This window comes from Rhizobium sp. CF080, from assembly GCF_000282095.2.
Taxonomy (GTDB): domain Bacteria; phylum Pseudomonadota; class Alphaproteobacteria; order Rhizobiales; family Rhizobiaceae; genus Neorhizobium.
This window is the reverse complement of record NZ_AKKC02000015.1, coordinates 199,327-219,313: the sequence shown is the minus strand read 5'-3', so window position 1 is coordinate 219,313 and position 19,987 is coordinate 199,327. Positions and strand designations below refer to the sequence as shown.

Genomic DNA, 19,987 nt, shown 5'->3' with positions numbered 1-19,987 from the left:
CTGCCTACAGCGCCTTGAGGCTTTCAAGCACCTCTTCGGCATGGCCTGCCACCTTCACCTTCGGCCAGATCCGGGCGATGCGCCCATCCGCGCCGATCAGGAAGGTCGTGCGCTCCACGCCCATATAGGTCCGGCCATACATGCTCTTCTCCTTCCAGACGCCGTAGAGATTGGCAAGGGCGGTGTCTTCGTCAGCCGCGAGGATGACAGAAAGGCCATGCTTCTTGGCGAACTTGTCATGTTTCTTGACGCTGTCGGGTGAAACGCCGATGACCGGGGCACCCGCCTTTTCGAATTCCGGCAAGAGGCCGGTAAACGAGATCGCTTCCTTGGTGCAGCCCTCGGTGTCGTCCTTCGGATAGAAGTAGAGGACAACCGGTTTTCCCGAAAACGCCTTGAGGGAAACTGAGCCGCCGCCGTCGCGCGGCAGTTCGAAGTCCGGTGCGATGTCGCCAATGGTCAGGTCGCCCATGGATTTCCTTTCTTTCGCCGGTATCTTGAGTGATATTCGCCGCAATCGGTATATAGTCGCCCGGGCGACGTCCAGAGCCGTTGCGCCCGGCACCAATGCGAATGCAGAAAGATGAGTTCTCAACCTGATGTCGGAAATTCGCGGAGAAAGGGTCAGTTTCAGCCGGAAGGAAATCATTCCGCTGCATGAATTGCCCTCCGCGCAGGCCGAGGATCCGATCATCGTGCATTGCCCGCCACCAGGCCGGCGGGGCAAGCGATTCGGCAAGACGGTGCTGGTTTTACTTCTATTGGTGATTTTTGCGATCGGCAGCGCCGTCTTCGCGATCGAGGGCGGCATGGTCGACGGCACGCTTTCGTCGCGTGCCCAGAGCGCGATCAACAATGCGATCGGTCCGCGTTACGTCGCCACCGTCGGCTCGACCGCCATTCGTTTCGATTCAGGCTTGCGTCTTGCGCTGGAGGCGCGTGACGTCGATATCGTCGAACAGGCGACCGGCGAACACTTGAGCCGTGCCGGCGCCATGCGCATGGCGGTCGATCCGCTGGCGCTTCTTGGCGGCCGCGTGTCGATCAAACATATGGAGGCGGAACATATCCGTCTCGACACCGCGCAATTGCCCTCCGGCGATCCGTTGCCGATCTCAGAGGTCCGCATCGATGCCATGCCGGCCCTGCTGGAGGAGATTTTCCAGCGCCTCGACGAAGCCCGGGCGCTCATCGAACGAACGGGGACCGGCTCCGTCAGCATAGCCGGCATCGAGATCCTGCTGCCGGCAGCACCCGGACGCAAGCCGATCGTGCTGGTCGTCGACGATATAGATCTGACGCGCAGCGCCGAAGGCGAGGTCGAGATCAACGGCGCGATCAGCCTCAACGGCCGCAAGGCCGTTCTCGTTGCAGCGTCGAAGACCATCGAAGGGGTCACGTCGTCACTCTCGGCCAAGTTGACGGGCCTCGAGGTCACGTCTTTCATGCTGCAGCGAACCGAGGACGGTCAGCCGCGCGAGGGGATCGAAGGCTCTCTCGATCTCGATCTTTCGGCTGTTCGCTCCCGCGAGGCCGTAAAGCCAGCGATCACCGCGACGCTCCGCCAGTCTCCCGGCCATTTCTATTTCGACGGCATCCAGCAGACCTTGAGCGGCGCCAATATCAATCTGGCCTATGATTTCTCGAAAAACTCGATCGAGCTGCTGAAATCCGAGGCCCGGTTCGGACCGACGATCCTGCCGTTCACCGGCGCCATGGTCGATCTCAACCGGCTCAATCCGGATGACAAGCGTCCGGGTTTCGGCGTCGATGTTCTGATCAGCGGCGCGACAGCCGTTGGAGCCTCGACAAGCGAGCAGCCCGCCCGCTTCGATCTCAAGGCGAATGGGCGTTACCTGTCGGCCGATCGCGAGCTCCAGTTCGATGAAATGGCGGTCTCCAGCCCCCTTGGCCGAATGGCCGGCGCCCTGAAGGTGCGTTTCGGCAACCAGTCCCCCGAGATCAGTTTCGGGGCGCAATTGCCGCATATGGAAGTGACCGGCGTCAAGCAACTCTGGCCGTTCTGGATGGCCCGTAAGCCGCGTGATTGGGTGATGGACAACATGTTCGGCGGCACCATCACCAACGGTTCGATCGCGGTCTTCATTCCGGCCGGCCGGATGAAGGGGCCTGGCATTCCGATGGAACTCGACAAGAACGAGCTGCAGATCGGCTTCGACCTCGCCAATGCCCGCATCAATTTGCCCGGCGACGTTCCCCCCTTGCGCGATATCAACGGGCGCTTCGACTTGAAGGGGGAGGTGATGCAGGTCGACATCGCGCGCGCCTCTTCCTTCTTCCCGTCGGGCCGGTTTGTTGCCGTTGAAGGTGGCCGGTTCTCGATCCCGTCGACCTATGCCAAGCCGCTGATGGCCGATCTTTCGCTCAAGATTGCCGGACCCGCCGATGCGGTGACGGAGCTTGCGAATTTTAAGCCGATCAATGCGTTGAAGGGGACCGAGTTCAAGCCGGAGGATTTTTCTGGCCAGGCACGCGTCGACCTCAAGGCGCACATGGGCCTGATCCTGGCTCATAACCCCCCGAAGCCCACCTGGAATGCCCATATCGATCTCGAAGACATCAATCTCGGTCCTCCGTTTTCCGGTCGCAAGATTGCCGGATTGGATGGCACCCTCGATATCGACAACCAGGCAGCGCGGCTTAGCGCCAAGGGCACGATCGACGATGTGCCGGCCGACATCACGCTGGTGGAACCGGTCGATCGGGCATCCCCGATCAAGCGCGAGCGGGTCATCAAGACCGTCCTCAACAATGATCAGCGCGAAAAACTCGCTCCCGGCCTCTCCGATGTGATCGACGGAACGGTGACGGCGCAGTTGACGCGGATCGACGAAACTCGCCAGGCGGTCTCGCTCGATCTCGGCCGTGCGACGCTTTCCGTACCGTGGCTCGGATGGACCAAGGGTAGTGGCATTCCGGCCAAGGCGCAATTCGAGCTCACGGGTGCTGGCGACCATACCGATATCCGCAATTTCGAACTCTCTGGCGATGGTTTTGGCGCACGCGGCAGCCTGGCGCTTAATGGCGGCAGCCTGACTTCAGCGGACTTCTCGCGTATGCAGCTCTCGCCCGCCGACAATTATGCGGTGAGCGTCAAGCGAACCAAGGGCAATTTCGACATCTCGATCAGCGGTTCCGTGGTCGATATGCGGCCGGTCGTCACCAAGATGCGGGCGGGCGGGAAAAGCGGCAACGGAGCCAAGCGCGGTGATGACGACACGGGCAATGCCACCGTGCGCGGCAAGCTCGACCGCATGATCGGTTTCAACGATCAGACGCTCTCGAACGTGTCGTTCCTGTTTTCGAGCCGCAGCGGTAATATCTCGACGGCCGATTTTTCCGGCTCGACGGAAAGCGGGCAGGCCGTCGTCAGCGAGATGAATGCGGGCGACACGATCTCCATCACCAGCGGCGATGCCGGCGCGATCATCCGCTTCATGAACCTCTACGACAACATGCGCGGTGGGCTCTTGAACCTGCGTCTGAAAGCACAGGGCGATGCCTGGACCGGTTCGATCGATCTGCGTAATTTCTCGCTGGTCAATGAAGCCAAGCTTCAATCCCTGGTCGCGACGCCGGACCAGGAGGGGCGTAGCCTGAATACCGCGACGAAGAAGAATATCGATGTCAATTCGGCAAAATTCCAGCGTGGGTTTGCGAGCCTGCTCTATCGGAACGGCTCGTTTGCGGTGGAGAACGGCGTGGTGCGCGGCGAACAGATCGGTGCGACCTTCCAGGGCCTGGTGCGCGACGCCAAGGGCAATATGGAGATGACCGGAACGTTCATGCCGGCCTACGGATTGAACCGACTTTTCGGCGAACTGCCGCTGATCGGCGCCATTCTCGGCAATGGCCGCGACCGTGGACTGCTCGGCATCACCTTCAAGCTCGAAGGCCCCTTCGAGAAGCCGAGGCTGACCGTCAATCCGCTGTCGCTGATCGCGCCCGGCATCTTCCGGCAGATTTTCGAATTCCAATAAAAAGGGCCGCGAAAGCGGCCCGTCTCAATTCGCTATCAAGGCGCCCGGTTCAGGCCGGGCGCACCAGGATGTGCTTCTTCTTGCCGAGCGAAAGCTTGATCACCCCGTCGCCGGTGATCTCGCCGGTGCCGATGGTCATGCGCTCGTCGCTGACGGCCTGATCGTTGATGCGCACCGCACCACCCTGGACGTGACGGCGCGCTTCACCGTTCGAGCCGGCAAGCCCGGCACGCACGATCAGCGACAGCAGACCGATCCCGGCTTCGAGGTCGGCCGTGGAAACTTCGACCGACGGCAGGTTGTCGGAAAGACCGCCTTCCTCGAACGTCTTGCGGGCGGTCTCTGCGGCTTCCTCTGCCGCTGCGCGACCGTGCAGAATGGCCGTGATTTCGGTCGCGAGGATCTTCTTGACTTCGTTGATCTCCGAACCGCCGAGCGCTGAAAGTTTCGCAATCTCGTCCATCGGCAGCGTCGTGTAGAGCTTCAGGAAACGCGGCACGTCCGCATCCTCGGTATTGCGCCAGTACTGCCAGAAGTCATAGGCCGACAGCATGTCCGGGTTGAGCCAGACCGCGCCGGTGGCCGACTTGCCCATCTTGGCGCCGGAAGACGTCGTCAGCAGCGGCGAGGTCAGCGCGAAGAGCTGCGGCGTCCCCATGCGGTGACCGAGGTCGATACCGTTGACGATATTGCCCCACTGATCGGAACCGCCCATCTGCAACCGGCAACCGGTGCGCTTGGCGAGCTCCACGAAGTCATAGGCCTGGAGGATCATGTAGTTGAATTCCAGGAAGGACAGCGACTGCTCGCGGTCGAGGCGAGTCTTGACGCTCTCGAAGGACAGCATCCGATTGACCGAGAAATGCCGGCCGACATCGCGCAGGAATTCGAGGTAGTTGAGGCTGCGCAGCCAGTCGGCATTGTTGATCATCAGCGCGTCCTTCGGGCCTTCGCCATAGGCGAGGTAGTTGGAAAACACACGCTTGATCGAGGCGATGTTGCTCTCGATCGTGTCAATGGTCATCAGCTGGCGCGCCTCATCCTTGAACGATGGGTCTCCGACCATGCCGGTGCCGCCGCCCATCAGCGAGATCGGCCGGTGGCCGGTCTGCTGCATCCAGTGCAACATCATGATCTGGATCAGGCTGCCGGCATGCAGGCTGGGCGCCGTCGGGTCGAAGCCGATATATCCGGTGACGATTTCCTTCGAAAACAGTTCGTCGAGACCGGTCTCGTCGGAGACCTGGTGGATGAAACCGCGCTCGTCGAGCGTGCGGAGGAAATCGGACTTGAACCTGGACATGATCAAACTCTGGCAGGGTGGGTTCTGGGATATGTGGCCGCGCCTCTAGCACTGTTTTTGCCGGTAATCACTTCAAAAGTGATGTTGGTTGCGATCAGCGCCCCGAATGGACGGTTGCGAATAGCGGAAACCTTGTAATTTCCGGTGGACGGACAGGCCGCGCGCCGCAGATGTTTTAGGCATTAACGATTTCTTGTCCATGCGCTTCTAACATCCGATCCGGACACGGTAATCGGGTGGCGTGCAGGGTTCCTGCATTGATGGGTTGATGAACGGGGCTGCCTTTTTCCTCGGGGTGAATTTTATCATCGCCATTTGTTTTGGCGTGGTTTTCGCTGTGGTTTCGACCCGCAGCCGCTCGCGAACGGCTGCGCTCTGGTTTGCAGCCGGTTTTACCGTCGCCTCGCTCTCGGCAGTCTGCGAACTGCTGGTCGCCTATACCAGCCTCACGAAATTCTGGGCGATCGGTGCCTTCGCGTCGGTGCTCGGCGGCATGATCCTTCTGAGGGTCGGCGTCGGCGAGCTCTACGGCCGGAGGGTCGCTCCGGTTTGGACTTGTTGTTTCCTGCTGGCGAGCATCGTTCTCGACCTGCTGATCTATGATCTGCCGCGCGGAACGGCAGCGCATGCCTTTTCCTACCAGACACCATTTGCATTGGTGCTCCTCACGAGTGCTCTGGCGGTCTTTTCCTCTACCCGCCGGCTGACGATTGACCGGGCGCTCGGCTGTTTGCTGCTGGCGACCGGCCTGCATTTCTTCGCCAAGGCGAGCCTTGCGGTGATTGCTGGGGCAGGTACGACCGCCAGGGACTATATCGGCACCAATTACGCGCTGATCTCGCAAAGCTCGACGGCCGTGCTTGTGGTCGCTGTCGGATTGACGCTGCTGTCGGTTCTGGTCCTGGAGATCATGGCGGACGAGCGCAGCAATTCGGAAAAGGATGCGCTTTCCGGTCTCGCCAATCGCCGGGGTTTCGAGAACGGGGTCAAGGCCGCGATGGCGCTGGCACCGAAGGCCGGGCACGCGGTGATCATCTGCGATCTCGACCACTTCAAGCGCATCAACGACACCTATGGCCATCACGGTGGCGACCTGGTGATCCAGGCCTTCGGCGATCTGTTGAGGACAAGCGCCGCCAAGAATGCCGTGGTTGGCCGTATCGGCGGAGAGGAATTCGCCATCTTCCTGCCCAACACGACGCTCGATATGGCGACATTGTTTGCGCAGGCACTGCGAGGCGGGACGATGGGGATAACCGTCAGCGCGCTTCCGTCCTCCTTCGCGGTGACCGCGAGTTTCGGCGTGGCGGAGCTTGCGCCCGGGGATGATCTTGGAGGGGCCATGCGGGAGGCCGATACCGCTCTCTATGAGGCCAAACGCTCAGGCCGCAATCGCGTCAAGCAGGCGCGGCAGATCGGCTTTCCACAGCCGACGTCGATCAAGGCCGGCAAATGAAAACGGCCGCCGAAGTGGCCGTTCCCAGCGTTTCTTTTGAGAGCGATCAGCGAATACGCTTGGCTGCCGGTTCCGGCACCAGTTCGCCGTTCAGGCGGCGGTCGAGATAATCTTCGCATTCGGTCATCAGCGTTTCCACCTGACCGTTGAAGAAGTGATTGGCGCCCTCGACCATCCGGTGGGTGATCAGGATACCCTTCTGCGTCTTCAGTTTTTCCACCAGCCCGTTGACGTCCTTTTCCGGCGCCACCTTGTCGGCATCGCCGTTGATGATCAGGCCGGAGGACGGACAGGGGGCGAGGAACGAGAAATCGTAGGTGTTCGGCTGCGGCGCGATCGACATGAACCCTTCGATTTCCGGACGGCGCATCAGAAGCTGCATGCCGATCCAGGCGCCGAAGGAATAACCGGCGACCCAGCAGCTCTTGGAATCGGGATGCAGGCTCTGCACCCAGTCGAGCGCCGACGCCGCGTCCGAAAGTTCGCCGGCGCCGTGGTCGAATTCACCCTGGCTGCGACCGATACCGCGGAAATTGAACCGGAGTGTGGTGAAACCGCGCTTCTGGAACATGTAGAAGAGCTGGTAGACGATCTGGTTGTTCATCGTGCCGCCGAACTGCGGATGCGGGTGCAGGATGATGGCGATCGGGGCGCTTTTTTCCTTGGATGGCTGATAACGACCTTCAAGGCGGCCGGCTGGGCCGTTGAAAATGACTTCGGGCATCGGTACTCCGGTCAATATGTTCAGGTTCCAAACGAGGATCACGTCGAGTTGGACTTGACGAAGCCGCTCAGCTTTTCTAAAACTCAGTTTAGAACCATTCGAAACTTTGGGCGGCTTTCATTCGCACGCCCGATGCGATGTCTCTTACGGCAAGGCTGACGGAAATTTCAAGGAAAATGCGGTTTCCGACCACCTATATGTAACTCGACTGCTATCTAGAAACGAAAGCCTGTCAGGCAATGGCGCTGAACCGCACATATCTGGACTGGAACGCGACCGCGCCCTTGAGTGCGCCGGCCCGCGCCGCCATGCTGGATGCGCTGCAGTTGCCTGGAAACGCCTCGTCGGTGCATGGCGAGGGCAGGGCAGCACGCGCGGCCGTCGATAAGGCACGCCGGCAGGTGGCGGCGCTCGTCGGCGCCGATTCCGCGCACGTGACCTTCGTTAGCGGTGCGACGGAAGCTGCCAATCACGTCCTGACCCCTGATTTTCGCATGGGCCGGGCGCCTTTGACCATAAGCCGCCTCTATGTTTCTGCAATCGAGCATCCGGCAGTCCGCGAGGGCGGCCGTTTTGACCCGGCCCAGGTGACCGAAGTGCCGGTGACGCCGGCGGGTATCGTCGATCTTTCAGCACTCGAAGCGCTGCTGGCTGCGCATGATCGCAGCATCGGTATGCCGATGGTCGCCGTCATGCTGGTCAACAACGAGACCGGCATTGTTCAGCCCGTGGCAGACGTTGCGGCGATCGCCCATGCCCATGGCGGCTTGATGGTGGTGGACGCCGTGCAGGCGGTCGGCCGTATTCCGGTGGACATCAATGCATTGGATGCGGATTTCCTGATCCTGTCGTCGCACAAGATCGGCGGTCCGAAGGGCGTCGGTGCACTCGTTTCGTGCGGCGAAGTGCTGATGCCGAAACCGCTGATCCGTGGCGGCGGCCAGGAAAAGGGCCATCGCTCCGGCACGGAAAATTTCCATGCCATCGTCGGGTTCGGCGCGGCGGCTCAGGCCGTGCGCGAAAATCTTCATGACCGCAATGCCGCGATCGAGGCGTTGCGCAACCGGCTGGAAATGGGAATGCGCCAGGCTGCCCCGGATGCGATCATCCATGGCGAGGGAGTTCTGCGCGTGGCGAATACCTGCTTTTTCACTTTGCCGGGGCTGAAGTCGGAAACCGGGCAGATCGCTTTCGATCTCGAAGGTATCGCGCTGTCCGCCGGCTCCGCCTGCTCGGCGGGAAAAGTCGGCGAAAGCCATGTTTTGACGGCGATGGGCCATGATCCGAAGCTCGGTGCTTTGCGGATTTCGCTCGGCGTCGACACGACGGAAGATGATATCGCGCGGGCGCTGGCCGCTTTCGCAAAGGTTGCCGGCCGGCGAAAACCGGCGGGCGAGGCGGCGTGACCGCTTCCAAAATTGCGCTTGCGCAAATTTCCGCTTGCCAAAAGGTGTGAAAACCGCCTTCTGGCGCCTACATAAGGGAGGCAATTGTCCCCCCGGATTGATGACAAGAATTGCCGGAATTTGAACCGGCAAGATTTGGAGTATGAACATGGCTGCCGTGCAGGAAACAATCGATCAGGTTCGCCAGATCGATGTGGACCAGTACAAATACGGTTTTGAAACCGTCATCGAAGTGGACAAGGCGCCAAAAGGTCTTTCGGAAGAGATCATCCGTTTCATCTCGGCCAAGAAGCAGGAGCCGGAATGGATGCTGGAATGGCGTCTCGACGCCTATCGCCGCTGGCTGACCATGGAAGAGCCCACGTGGGCGCGCGTCGAATATCCGAAGATCGATTTCAACGACCTCTATTATTACGCCGCGCCGAAAAGCACCGCTGGCCCGAAGTCGCTTGAAGAAGTCGATCCGGAGCTGTTGAAGGTCTACGAAAAGCTCGGCATCCCGCTGCGCGAACAGGAAATTCTGGCCGGCGTCGAGACGCCGCGGGTGGCCGTCGATGCCGTCTTCGACTCGGTCTCCGTCGTCACCACCTTCAAGAAGGAACTGCAGAAGGCCGGCGTGATCTTCATGTCGATCTCCGAAGCGATCCGTGAACATCCCGATCTCATCAAGAAGTATCTGGGTTCGGTGGTTCCGACCTCGGACAATTTCTACGCGACGCTGAACGCCGCTGTGTTCACCGACGGTTCCTTCGTCTTCGTGCCGAAGGGCGTGCGGTGCCCGATGGAGCTTTCCACCTATTTCCGCATCAACGAAAAGAACACCGGCCAGTTCGAGCGCACGCTGATCATTGCCGAGGAAGGCGCTTACGTCTCCTACCTTGAAGGTTGCACCGCGCCGCAGCGCGACGAGAACCAGCTGCACGCCGCCGTGGTCGAACTGATCGCCCTCGACGATGCCGAGATCAAATATTCGACGGTTCAGAACTGGTATCCGGGCGATGCGCAAGGGAAGGGCGGCATCTACAACTTCGTCACCAAGCGTGGCGATTGCCGCGGTGCCCGTTCGAAGATCTCCTGGACCCAGGTCGAGACCGGTTCGGCAATCACCTGGAAATATCCGAGCTGCATTCTTCGCGGCGACGACAGCCGTGGTGAGTTCTATTCGATCGCCGTGTCCAACGGTTATCAGCAGATCGACAGCGGCACCAAGATGATCCATCTCGGCAAGAATACGTCGAGCCGCATCATCTCCAAGGGCATTTCCGCCGGCAATTCGAACAACACCTATCGCGGCCAGGTGTCGATCAACCGCCGGGCTTCGAATGCGCGCAACTTCACCAATTGCGACTCGCTCCTGATCGGCGATCAGTGCGGCGCCCATACCGTGCCCTATATCGACGTGAAGAACGCATCGGCACAGATCGAGCACGAAGCGACGACCTCGAAGATTTCCGAGGACCAGAAGTTCTACGTCATGCAGCGCGGTATTCCCGAAGAGGAAGCCATCGCGCTGATCGTCAACGGCTTCGTCAAGGACGTCATCCAGCAGTTGCCGATGGAATTCGCCGTCGAGGCCCAGAAGCTGATCGGCATCTCGCTCGAAGGCTCCGTGGGCTGATGGCCCGCTGTCCGAATATCGCGCACCGACGCGTCACCGAATAAATCCGGAAGGATAAGAAACATGCTTGAGATCAAGAACCTGCACGCCCGTATCGCCGAAGACGGCACCGAGATCATCCGCGGCCTGAACCTCACCGTGAAGGCCGGCGAAATCGCCGCCATCATGGGCCCGAACGGTTCCGGCAAGTCGACGCTCTCCTACATCCTGTCGGGCCGTCAGGATTACGAAGTCACCGAGGGCGATATCCTGTACAATGGCGAGAGCATTCTGGAACTCGACCCCGCCGAGCGCGCCTCCAAGGGCATCTTCCTCGCCTTCCAGTACCCGCTCGAAATTCCGGGCGTCGCCACCATGCAGTTCCTCAAGGTCGCGATGAACGAGCAGCGCAAGGCCCGCGGCGAAGCGGAACTGACAACACCGGACTTCATCCGCCGCGTCAAGGATGCTGCCGAAAAGCTGAAGATCGACCAGGCCATGCTGCGCCGTCCGCTGAATGTCGGTTTCTCCGGCGGCGAGAAGAAGCGCGCCGAAATCCTGCAGATGGCGCTGCTCGAGCCGAAACTTTGCATCCTCGACGAGACCGACAGCGGCCTCGACATCGATGCGCTGAAGATCGTCGCCGATGGCGTCAACGCATTGAAGTCGCCGGATCGCGCCACGATCGTCATCACCCACTACCAGCGCCTGCTCGACTACATCGTGCCGGACACGGTCCACGTTCTCTACAAGGGCCAGATCATCCGCTCCGGCGACAAGGCGCTCGCACTTGAGCTGGAAGAGAACGGCTATGCCGATATCATCGGAGAAGCGGCTTAAGCGGCCCAAGGGAAGGATGTTGTCATGAACATGCAGACGACAAGCCGTCTCACGGCTGCCGAAACCGCGTTGGTCGAAGCCTTCGGCGCCCAGATCGGCGAACTGCCGGGCAATGGCGCCGTCATCGGCACGCGTGACCGGCTTCTGGACGAACTCAAGAAGGCCGGCCTGCCAACCCGCCGCATCGAGGCCTGGCATTATACCGACCTCAAGAACCTGCTGCGCAGTGTTCCCGACGTAACGCTGGTGTCCGCCATCGATGCGATCGCGCCGCTGGTCGAGGGCTCGAAGGTCCTTTCGATCCTCCAGGGGACAGCCGACCCGAAGGCCGCCGTGGACGGCATCGATATCGCGCTCTTCAAGGACAGGCTCGCCGACGGTTCAGCCGTTGCCGGCCTGACGGCGCTCGACAAGGATGACGCGATCGGCCGCATCAACGGCAGCTTCGTGCGCGATGGTTATGCGATCACGGTTCCGGCCAATACCGAACTCGAAGCGCCGATCGAACTGCAGGCCCTGCATGCCGCGGGCCAGGTCCATACGCGCTTCCCGGTCTCCTTCGGCGCCGCTTCCAAGGCGACGATCATCGAGCGTCACCGCTCGGTGACGGAGGATGCTGCGCTCGTGTCTTCGATCAGTGACATTGCGCTGGAAGACGGCGCCGACATCACCTGGATCATCCTGCAGACCCAGGGTGCGGCGGACACCCATCTTGGCCAGATCCGAGTCCAGCTCGGCACTGATGCCAAGCTGCGCCTGTTCGTCATCAATGCCGGCGGAAAGCTGGTGCGCCAGGAACTGCGGATCGACGTGGCAGGCGAGGGCGCCGAACTGACGCTGCGCGGCGTCAACCTCCTCGGCGCCGAAAGCCACACCGACGTCACGCTGGTTCTCGGCCACAACGTGCCGAACACCAATTCGACGGAAATCATCCGCAACGTCGTGTTTGACCGCGCCAACGGCGTCTTCCAGGGCATGATCCGGGTCGCTCCCGACGCCCAGAAGACCGACGCCAAGATGTCTTGCAACACGCTGCTTCTGACCGACGATGGCGGGTTCTCGGCCAAACCCGAACTCGAAATCTTCGCCGATGACGTCGTTTGCGGCCATGGCGCGACGGTTGCCGATATCGAAAGCAGCCATCTCTTCTACCTGATGGCGCGCGGCGTTCCGGAAAACAAGGCGCGGGCCATGCTGGTCAACGCTTTCGTCGCCGAGATCGTCGAGGAACTCGAAGAAGAAAAGCTTGTCGAAGCGCTGGAAGGCGTCATTTCGGCCTGGCTTGAAAGACATGCCTGATAAGGGGCTTGATATGGACCAGAGTGCACCCTCGACGACCTACGATGTGGAAGCGATCCGCCGGGATTTTCCGATCCTGTCGACGATGGTGCACGGCAAACCGCTGGTCTATCTCGACAACGGCGCCTCGGCCCAGAAGCCGCAGGTGGTGATCGATGCGATCAGCCACGCCTATTCCAATGAATATGCGAACGTTCATCGCGGCTTGCATTTCCTCTCGAATGCCGCCACCGAAGCCTATGAGGCGTCGCGCGAAAAGGTGCGCCGGTTCCTGAATGCCGGTTCGGTAGACGAGATCGTCTTTACGAAAAACTCGACCGAGGCGATTAACACGGTCGCCTATGGTTGGGGCATGCCGAATATCGGTGCCGGTGACGAGATCGTCGTGACGATCATGGAGCACCATTCCAACATCGTGCCCTGGCATTTCATCCGCGAGCGGCAGGGAGCCAAGCTGGTCTGGGTGCCGGTCGATGACGAGGGTGCCTTCCATATCGAGGATTTCGAAAAGTCTCTCACCGAGAAGACCAAGCTCGTCGCGATCACCCATATGTCGAACGCGCTCGGCACCGTGGTTCCGGTCAAGGAAGTCTGCCGCATCGCCCATGAGCGCGGCATTCCGGTTCTGATCGACGGTAGCCAGGGCGCCGTGCACATGCCGGTCGATGTCCGCGATATCGATTGCGACTGGTACGTGATGACCGGCCACAAGCTCTATGGCCCGTCCGGTATCGGCGTGCTCTACGGCAAGTCGGATCGCTTGAGGCAGATGCGGCCGTTCCAGGGCGGCGGCGAGATGATCGTCGACGTCACCGAGGACATCGTCACCTATAACGACCCGCCGCACCGTTTCGAAGCCGGCACGCCGCCGATCGTCCAGGCGATCGGGCTCGGCTACGCGCTCGACTACATGGACAAGATCGGCCGCGCCGCGATTGCCCGTCATGAGGCGGATCTTGCCGCTTACGCAACGGAACGCCTGCGCGCCATCAACTCGCTGCGGATCATCGGCAATGCGCCGGGCAAGGGCGGCATCTTCTCCTTCGAGCTTGCCGGCATCCATGCCCATGACGTGTCGATGGTGATCGACCGCAAGGGCGTGGCGGTCCGTGCCGGCACCCATTGCGCCATGCCGCTCTTGAAGCGCTTCGGCGTCACCTCCACATGCAGGGCATCGTTCGGCATGTACAATACCCGTGCCGAAGTGGATGCGCTGGCCGACGCGCTCGACTACGCTCGCAATTTCTTTGGCTAATTTCTTGTTTGGGGAGCCTTGTGATGGCTGTCGACGAAACGGAACTGAAGTGGGATGCCCGGGAAGGGATCATACAATCCGCCATCCCGGCCGATGAACTGGCGCGCCTAAGCGACGACATCATCGGAGCGCTGAAAACGGTCTATGATCCGGAAATCCCCGCCGACATCTTCGAACTCGGTTTGATCTACAAGATCGATATAGAAGACGACCGCATGGTGAAGATCGTGATGACGCTGACCGCGCCCGGCTGCCCGGTCGCCGGCGAAATGCCGGGCTGGGTGGAAAACGCCGTCGGCGCCGTCGAGGGCGTGTCAGGCGTCGAGGTCGAGATGACCTTCGATCCGCCGTGGACACCGGAGCGCATGTCAGAGGAAGCGCAAGTTTCCGTTGGGTGGTATTGATCCGTTTACGGACGGGCGTTACATTTTTAGTCGTGAAACACCGGACCTTGAATCCGTGTGCGGAAGGAGAATGAGCCCATGGGCTTCGCCATTATGACCATGACCGATGCCGCCGCGACCCGCGTCAAGCAGCTCGTCGCCAATTCCGGACCGGACGCCAAGGGCCTGCGGGTCGGGATCAAGAAGGGCGGCTGCGCCGGCATGGAATATACCGTCGATCTCGTCACAGAGCCGAATGCGAAGGACGACAGGATCGAGCATGACGGCGCCGCCGTCTGGATCGAGCCTTCGGCGGTCCTCTATCTCCTCGGCACGCAGATGGATTTCGAAGTGACGCAGATGCGCTCGGGCTTCACCTTCGTCAATCCCAACCAGACGTCCGCCTGCGGCTGCGGCGAGTCGGTCGAGCTGAAGCCTGCGGATCTTGCAGCGCTCGCGAAACAGCGCGAAGCCGAAGCCCGCGTCTGATCTCCCCTCACGAATTGGTAAGATAACCGAGGAGCGTATCCATCGCTCTTCGCGCAGCCTCCGCGTCGCCTGACCTGATGGCACGGATGACGGCGACATGCTGCGTGACCGACTGATCCATCCGCTCGATGGAGGCGTTCGAAAACCATCGCCGCCTGGAATGGGTCTGGAGCGGCCCCAGCGCCGACGTCAGGAACCGGTTGGGGCAGGCGTCCTCCAGGATATCGTCGAAACGCTTGTCGGCTTCGAGAAATCCGGAAATGTCGCCGGTCGCCGCAGCGGCGCCCATTGCCTTGGCGCAATCGAGCAGGGCAGCGCGCTGTTCTTCGTTGGCGTGTTCGGCCACCAGCGTTGCGGCTACCGGTTCGAGCTGGCGCCGCGCCTGCATGATGGCCGCATGGTCGCTCTCGATGATCTCGGTGATCTGCAACCCGACGCGCGGCCGTACCCGCATCAGCCCCTGCCATTCGAGTTTCTGGATCGCTTCGCGTACCGGTGTTCGGCCCTGGCCCGCCAGGCCGATGAGCTGCTTTTCCGTGACCAGCGCGCCGGGTGCCAGTCGAAGGGTGACGATGAGGTTTTCGAGCCGGCGATAGGCCTGTCGGCTGAGCGATTCCGCCTCGGATGCCATGCGCCTCATCCTCCCTGATATATCACAGAGTGTCATGTCGCATTCGGAATAGCAAGTGTAGCTGATATATCAGGCAAGGGTATGCAAGCAGCCGGCGACCCGGCGGAAACGCCGGACGTCACCGCCTATTCGTGGCGAAGGGCTTCGATCGGGTTGAGCTGAGCGGCCCGGCGAGCGGGGAAATAGCCGAAGACCATGCCGATCGCCGCCGAGAAGGCAAACGCAAGCAGGATGATCGTCGGGCTGGCGACGAATGGCACGCCGAGGAAACTGACGACGCCATAGGCAAGCGCAAGGCCGGCAACGATGCCGCTGACGCCGCCGAAGATCGACAGCATCACCGCCTCGACGAGGAACTGCGTCAGCACCTGCCGCTCCAGCGCGCCGATCGCCAGCCGAATGCCGATCTCGCGGGTACGTTCGGTGACCGAAACCAGCATGATGTTCATGATGCCGATGCCGCCGACCAGCAGGCTGACGGCCGCGACCGCGCCGAGCAGACCCGTCAGAAGCACCGTCGTGCCGGTCATCGCGGCGGCGATCTGCGACATGTCGTTGACCGAGAAATCGTCCTCGCGGCCGATCGCTATCCTGCGCCGTTCGCGCAGCAGGCTCTCGACATCCGACTGGACCTTGGTCGTTGCTATGCCGTCCTGCGCCGATAGGATGATGCTGCTGATCGTCGTCGTGCCGCCGATCCGCCGCTGGTGCAGTTTCAGCGGCATGAGCACGGTATCGTCCTGGTCGTCGCCCATGCCTGATTGGCCCTTGACGGCAAGCACACCGACGACGGGGCAGGCGACGTTGCTGACGCGGATGCTCTGCCCGACCGGGTTGGCTGCGCCGAAAAGCTCCTTGCGCACGGTCTCCCCGATAATGCAGGCGGCCTGGCTGCCGCGGTCCTCGTTGGCGAGGAATTGCCGGCCGAGGGCGAGGTCCCAGTCCTGGGCGATCAGGTAGTCGTTGGTGGTGCCGATCACGCTCGACGAATGGTTGGCGCCGCCGGCGATCACGGTCGCCGTGCCACGGTTCAGCGGCGCCACGGCGCGAAGCCCGGTCACCTGTTCCTGGATCGCCAGGACGTCGTTTTCGCTGAAGCGTTTGGCCTCGCTGCTGGCGCGTCCCGGCCCCCATTGGCCGGGGCGGACGAACAGCGTGTTGGTGCCGAGGCGGGAAAGTTCGGCTTGAACCTTCGCCGTCGTACCATTGCCGACAGTCACCATGGCAATCACGGCCGCGACGCCGATCACCACGCCGAGCACGGTCAGGAAGGAGCGCAGCATGTTGCGGCTGATCGCCCGCCAGGCCAGTTTCGCCGTCTCAAAGAACATGGTCGTGCTCCTTCACCTGTGCCTGGTCGGAGGCGAGATGGCCGTCGACGAAGCGCAGGAGCCGCTTGCCATAGGCGGCGATGTCCTCTTCGTGAGTGACCATGATCACGGTGATGCCGTTGTCGCGATTGAGCCCGGTGATCAGCTCCATGATCTCGGCGCTGGTCCTGGTATCGAGATTGCCGGTCGGCTCGTCGGCGAGCAGCACCGCGGGATCAGTGACGATGGCACGCGCGATCGCCACGCGCTGCTGCTGGCCGCCGGACAGTTCCTGGGTCGTATGGCCCTCGCGGCCCTTGAGGCCTACCTGTTCCAGCGCGACGAGCGCACGCTTGCGCCGCTCGCGGTGATCCATGCCACGGTAGACGAGCGGCAGTTCGACATTCTCGACGGCGGATGTGCGGGCAAGCAGGTTGAACCCCTGGAAGACGAAGCCGAGCATGTGACGCCGCAGCAGCGTCAGTTGCGCGCGGTCGAAGCCGCTAGTCGGAATGCCCTGGAACAGGTATTCGCCGGAGGAGGGCAGGTCGAGCCCGCCGATGATGTTCATCGCCGTGGATTTGCCCGAGCCGGACGGCCCCATGATCGACACGAACTCGCCCGCTGCGATCGACAGGTCGATATGGTCCAGCGCGCGGATGGTCGCTTCACCGTGCCCGTAAAATTTCGAGACCTGGCTGAAGGTGATGATGGGAGGGAGCGTCATCGGAACCCTCCTCAGGTCGCCCGGGCGACGGCATCGGTGATCAGGAGATCGCCATCCTTTATCTCGCCGGATTTCAGCACCGTGAACTGGCCGTCGGTCGGACCGGTTTCGACCTGCACCCGCGTCGGCACGCCGGCGCGCAGAACCCAGACGGCGCGGCCAGCACCCGAAGCATCGTTGCCGCCGCGATTGCCGCGCGGACCGGGCGGCGCGAACAGCCGGGTGAGGAAATTGCCACGGCTGCGCGCCGTCGTCGGCGGCGAATAACGCAAGGCCGCATTCGGGACGAGGAGCGAGTCGGTAACCGACTGCACGGTGATGTCTGCGGTCGCCGTCATGCCGGGACGCAGCAGCAAGTCGGCATTGTCGACGGTCAGGATTGCTTTGTAGGTCACGACATTGGAGACGGTTTCGGATGCGAAGCGCACCGCCTGGATGGTGGCGGGGAAATTACGCTCCGGATAGGCGTCGACCGAGAATTTCGCCGTCTGGCCTTCCCGGACATTGCCGACATCCGCCTCGTCGACGGCCACCTGCAGTTCCATGCGCTTCAGATCGCCGGCAATGGTGAACAGCACCGGCGCATTGAGCGAGGAGGCGACTGTGGCGCCCGGATCCACGTCGCGGGTCAGGACGATCCCGTCGATCGGCGAGACGATCTTGAGCTTGACGAGATTGAGCTCCGACAGCCGCAGATTGGCCTCGGCGGAAAGAACCGACGCCTCGTTGACCGCCTTGGTGGCGAGCGCCGAATCATAGGTGAATTTCGCCGCGTCGAGCTCCTGCTGGGTGGAAATGCGGTTGCTGACGAGACCGGTCAGGCGGTCGAAGGAATTCTTGGCCGAGGCGGCTTCCGCTTCGGCCTTCAGCACGTTGGCCCTTGCCGAAGCGAGCTGGGCGCGGGCGCTCTGAACGTCCGCTTCCTGCTTGTTGGTGTCGAGTTCGGCGAGCACGTCACCCTGCTTGACGGCGCTGTTATAGCTGACATGGACCTTGCGGACGGTGCCGGACAGTTCGCTCGATATGTCCACCTGATCGGTCGGCTGGACCGAGCCCGTCGCCGTGACGATGACCGACAGCCCGCCCCGCTTCGCCGGCTGCGTGGTGTAATCGTAGCGCGGCCCGCTGCTGCCGAAATAGCTGTAGGCGCCCGCTGCGGCGGCAATGAGCACGACAAGGACCGTTGGCCAGATCCATCGACGTTTCTTGCGCCGGCTTCCCGAGGTGGCCAGGATCGCGGCGAGATCGGGCGCGCCGCTGGTCTTTGCTGCCGGGTCGGGTGTGTTCTGCACGTTCAACGGTCTGTCCTTTGGTGGGTAGCGATACAACCGGGGCTGAAACTCCCGCTGCGCCGTCGTGCGGCGCAAATCCGCCGGAAGCATGGTCGCTGGACGGAATTCTTCTGCTCTCTCAATGACATAAAACCGGAATCGATAAAACTTAAATATCGGTAACCTACGTGTATTCAAGCATACGTGTGATTTCACCATGCTTTAACAGGCGGATGATAGTAATACCGTACCCAATCACGGGTAGAGGGAAAGTATTATGGTTAAGAGATTCTCTGCGTTAGCCGGCGCTTTCGCGGCTATTCTGGTGTCCGCGGGTGCCACCCGCGCCGCAGACGATCTTGTGTTCACCCTGATCAACAAGACCAAGGGTACACTTGAGCGCTTTTATACCTCGCCGGAAGGCGTGGACAATTGGGAAGAAGACGTTTTCGGTGATGACGTGCTGGAGCCGGGCCAGAGCATCAAGATCACCATCCGCGATGGTCGCCGTTCCTGCAAATACGACATGCGCTTCGAATTCTCAGAGGATTCCAAGCTTGAAGACATGGAAGATACGCAGGACATCTGCAAAATGGGGACTTACACCCTGCACCAGTAATTCCGGCCGTTGCCGGCGGCAGGCGCGTTTTTAAAAGGCTCTCCGTTTTTGAAGAGCATGCATCGATATCTTCGTTCATGCGTTGTCGGAACGCAGAAAAGGAGATTTCCCATGATTGATGCTGCAAGAATCAAGGAGCACGCCGAAGTCATCGGCGCGGATGGCGTTCATGTTGGAACGGTCGATCGCGTCGAAGGCAGCCGTATCAAGCTGACCAGGAAGGATAGCGGTGAGGGCAGCCATGAAGGCCACCATCACTTCATCCCGCTCGAACTCGTCGCCGATATCGAAGGAAACAGAGTTCGCCTGTCGGCCGATGGCGATGTCGCGGTAACATTCGAAGAGGAAGAGGGCGGCAAGGCCGTTCATTGATTGGGTAGATATGAAAAAGCCGGCGTCTCGAAAGAGACGCCGGCTTTTCGTATTTCAGATCCCAACTTTACCGTGTCGCTGTTACTGTGTCGAACCTGGGACGCCGAAGCGTTCCGGCAGGAAGGCGGTCTCTGCCGGAGGGCCGCTGAGGCGATCCGACTTCGCGGTTGCGGTGGGTCCGGCCGGATGCATCAGAAGCGCAACGACGAGGCCGCCCGCAATCGCGGATCCCAGGGCAATCAGGACATTTTGGGCGCTCATGGCAATGACTCCTCTATTACCTGACAACACCCGGAAAACCGGA

Annotated in this window: 19 protein-coding genes; 11 read left to right on the top strand and 8 right to left on the bottom strand. The window is 61.3% G+C overall.

The genetic code is table 11. From position 1 onward, the window contains the following. Positions 1-4: 4 nt before the first annotated feature. Positions 5-472 (bottom strand): thioredoxin-dependent thiol peroxidase, encoded by a 468-nt coding sequence (gene bcp / locus PMI07_RS28065; protein WP_007752067.1) that lies wholly within the window; start codon positions 470-472, stop codon positions 5-7. 127 nt (positions 473-599) lie between these two features. Here bcp and PMI07_RS28060 point away from each other — a divergent pair, with 127 nt between their 5' ends. Further along, positions 600-4,001 carry an AsmA-like C-terminal domain-containing protein gene (locus tag PMI07_RS28060; RefSeq protein ID WP_007752068.1) on the top strand — a complete coding sequence of 1,134 codons (3,402 nt, stop codon included), beginning with the start codon at positions 600-602 and terminating at the stop codon, positions 3,999-4,001. A 49-nt stretch (positions 4,002-4,050) separates the two neighbouring features. Here PMI07_RS28060 and tyrS read toward each other — a convergent pair whose 3' ends face one another. Then, positions 4,051-5,304, bottom strand: coding sequence for a tyrosine--tRNA ligase (gene tyrS, locus PMI07_RS28055; RefSeq protein WP_007752069.1), 1,254 nt, complete (start codon positions 5,302-5,304; stop codon positions 4,051-4,053). Positions 5,305-5,572: 268 nt separating this feature from the next. On the opposite strand from tyrS, the gene PMI07_RS28050 reads away from it, so the two are divergent. After that, positions 5,573-6,760: a diguanylate cyclase gene (locus PMI07_RS28050; RefSeq protein WP_024164229.1), complete on the top strand. Its 1,188-nt coding sequence runs from the start codon at positions 5,573-5,575 to the stop codon at positions 6,758-6,760. 46 nt (positions 6,761-6,806) lie between these two features. Here the strand turns inward: PMI07_RS28050 and PMI07_RS28045 are convergent, their stop codons facing one another. After that, positions 6,807-7,484 carry an alpha/beta hydrolase gene (locus tag PMI07_RS28045; protein ID WP_007752081.1) on the bottom strand — a complete coding sequence of 226 codons (678 nt, stop codon included), beginning with the start codon at positions 7,482-7,484 and terminating at the stop codon, positions 6,807-6,809. 239 nt (positions 7,485-7,723) lie between these two features. Here PMI07_RS28045 and PMI07_RS28040 point away from each other — a divergent pair, with 239 nt between their 5' ends. The 7 genes from PMI07_RS28040 (at position 7,724) to sufA (ending at position 14,753) form a co-directional block, all read left to right on the top strand. Then, positions 7,724-8,890, top strand: a complete 1,167-nt coding sequence (locus PMI07_RS28040; protein ID WP_007752084.1) for a cysteine desulfurase family protein — start codon at positions 7,724-7,726, stop codon at positions 8,888-8,890. 148 nt (positions 8,891-9,038) lie between these two features. Continuing rightward, positions 9,039-10,508 (top strand): Fe-S cluster assembly protein SufB, encoded by a 1,470-nt coding sequence (sufB, locus tag PMI07_RS28035; protein ID WP_007752086.1) that lies wholly within the window; start codon positions 9,039-9,041, stop codon positions 10,506-10,508. A 63-nt stretch (positions 10,509-10,571) separates the two neighbouring features. Then, positions 10,572-11,327, top strand: coding sequence for a Fe-S cluster assembly ATPase SufC (gene sufC, locus PMI07_RS28030; protein ID WP_007752089.1), 756 nt, complete (start codon positions 10,572-10,574; stop codon positions 11,325-11,327). Positions 11,328-11,351: 24 nt separating this feature from the next. Next, complete coding sequence (gene sufD, locus PMI07_RS28025; protein WP_007752092.1) at positions 11,352-12,626, top strand: Fe-S cluster assembly protein SufD; 1,275 nt, start codon at positions 11,352-11,354, stop codon at positions 12,624-12,626. Between the two features lie 13 nt (positions 12,627-12,639). Continuing rightward, positions 12,640-13,881 (top strand): cysteine desulfurase, encoded by a 1,242-nt coding sequence (locus PMI07_RS28020; protein ID WP_007752095.1) that lies wholly within the window; start codon positions 12,640-12,642, stop codon positions 13,879-13,881. A gap of 23 nt (positions 13,882-13,904) precedes the next feature. Next, a complete protein-coding gene (locus tag PMI07_RS28015) occupies positions 13,905-14,285 on the top strand; it encodes an SUF system Fe-S cluster assembly protein (RefSeq protein WP_007752098.1) in 381 nt (126 codons plus the stop codon). A 78-nt stretch (positions 14,286-14,363) separates the two neighbouring features. Then, entirely contained in the window at positions 14,364-14,753 is a 390-nt protein-coding gene (gene sufA, locus PMI07_RS28010; protein ID WP_007752100.1) for a Fe-S cluster assembly scaffold SufA, read from the top strand. A 7-nt stretch (positions 14,754-14,760) separates the two neighbouring features. Here the strand turns inward: sufA and PMI07_RS28005 are convergent, their stop codons facing one another. From PMI07_RS28005 to PMI07_RS27990, 4 genes are all read right to left on the bottom strand, one after another. After that, positions 14,761-15,384, bottom strand: a complete 624-nt coding sequence (locus PMI07_RS28005) for a GntR family transcriptional regulator (RefSeq protein WP_007752101.1) — start codon at positions 15,382-15,384, stop codon at positions 14,761-14,763. 125 nt (positions 15,385-15,509) lie between these two features. Further along, positions 15,510-16,715: an ABC transporter permease gene (locus PMI07_RS28000; RefSeq protein WP_007752102.1), complete on the bottom strand. Its 1,206-nt coding sequence runs from the start codon at positions 16,713-16,715 to the stop codon at positions 15,510-15,512. Further along, positions 16,705-17,421, bottom strand: coding sequence for an ABC transporter ATP-binding protein (locus PMI07_RS27995; RefSeq protein WP_007752103.1), 717 nt, complete (start codon positions 17,419-17,421; stop codon positions 16,705-16,707). Before PMI07_RS27995 ends, PMI07_RS28000 begins: the two co-directional genes overlap by 11 nt. An 11-nt stretch (positions 17,422-17,432) precedes the next feature. Continuing rightward, the gene (locus PMI07_RS27990; RefSeq protein WP_245277252.1) at positions 17,433-18,713 is read right to left on the bottom strand and encodes an efflux RND transporter periplasmic adaptor subunit; all 1,281 of its coding nucleotides are present in this window, start codon (positions 18,711-18,713) and stop codon (positions 17,433-17,435) included. Between the two features lie 256 nt (positions 18,714-18,969). Here PMI07_RS27990 and PMI07_RS27985 point away from each other — a divergent pair, with 256 nt between their 5' ends. Next, on the top strand, positions 18,970-19,311 hold the full coding sequence (locus PMI07_RS27985; RefSeq protein WP_007752105.1) for a hypothetical protein: 342 nt from the start codon (positions 18,970-18,972) through the stop codon (positions 19,309-19,311). Positions 19,312-19,422: 111 nt separating this feature from the next. Continuing rightward, positions 19,423-19,683: a DUF2171 domain-containing protein gene (locus PMI07_RS34565; RefSeq protein WP_007752108.1), complete on the top strand. Its 261-nt coding sequence runs from the start codon at positions 19,423-19,425 to the stop codon at positions 19,681-19,683. A gap of 81 nt (positions 19,684-19,764) precedes the next feature. Here PMI07_RS34565 and PMI07_RS27975 read toward each other — a convergent pair whose 3' ends face one another. Next, positions 19,765-19,944 carry a hypothetical protein gene (locus PMI07_RS27975; protein ID WP_007752109.1) on the bottom strand — a complete coding sequence of 60 codons (180 nt, stop codon included), beginning with the start codon at positions 19,942-19,944 and terminating at the stop codon, positions 19,765-19,767. Positions 19,945-19,987 lie beyond the last annotated feature (43 nt).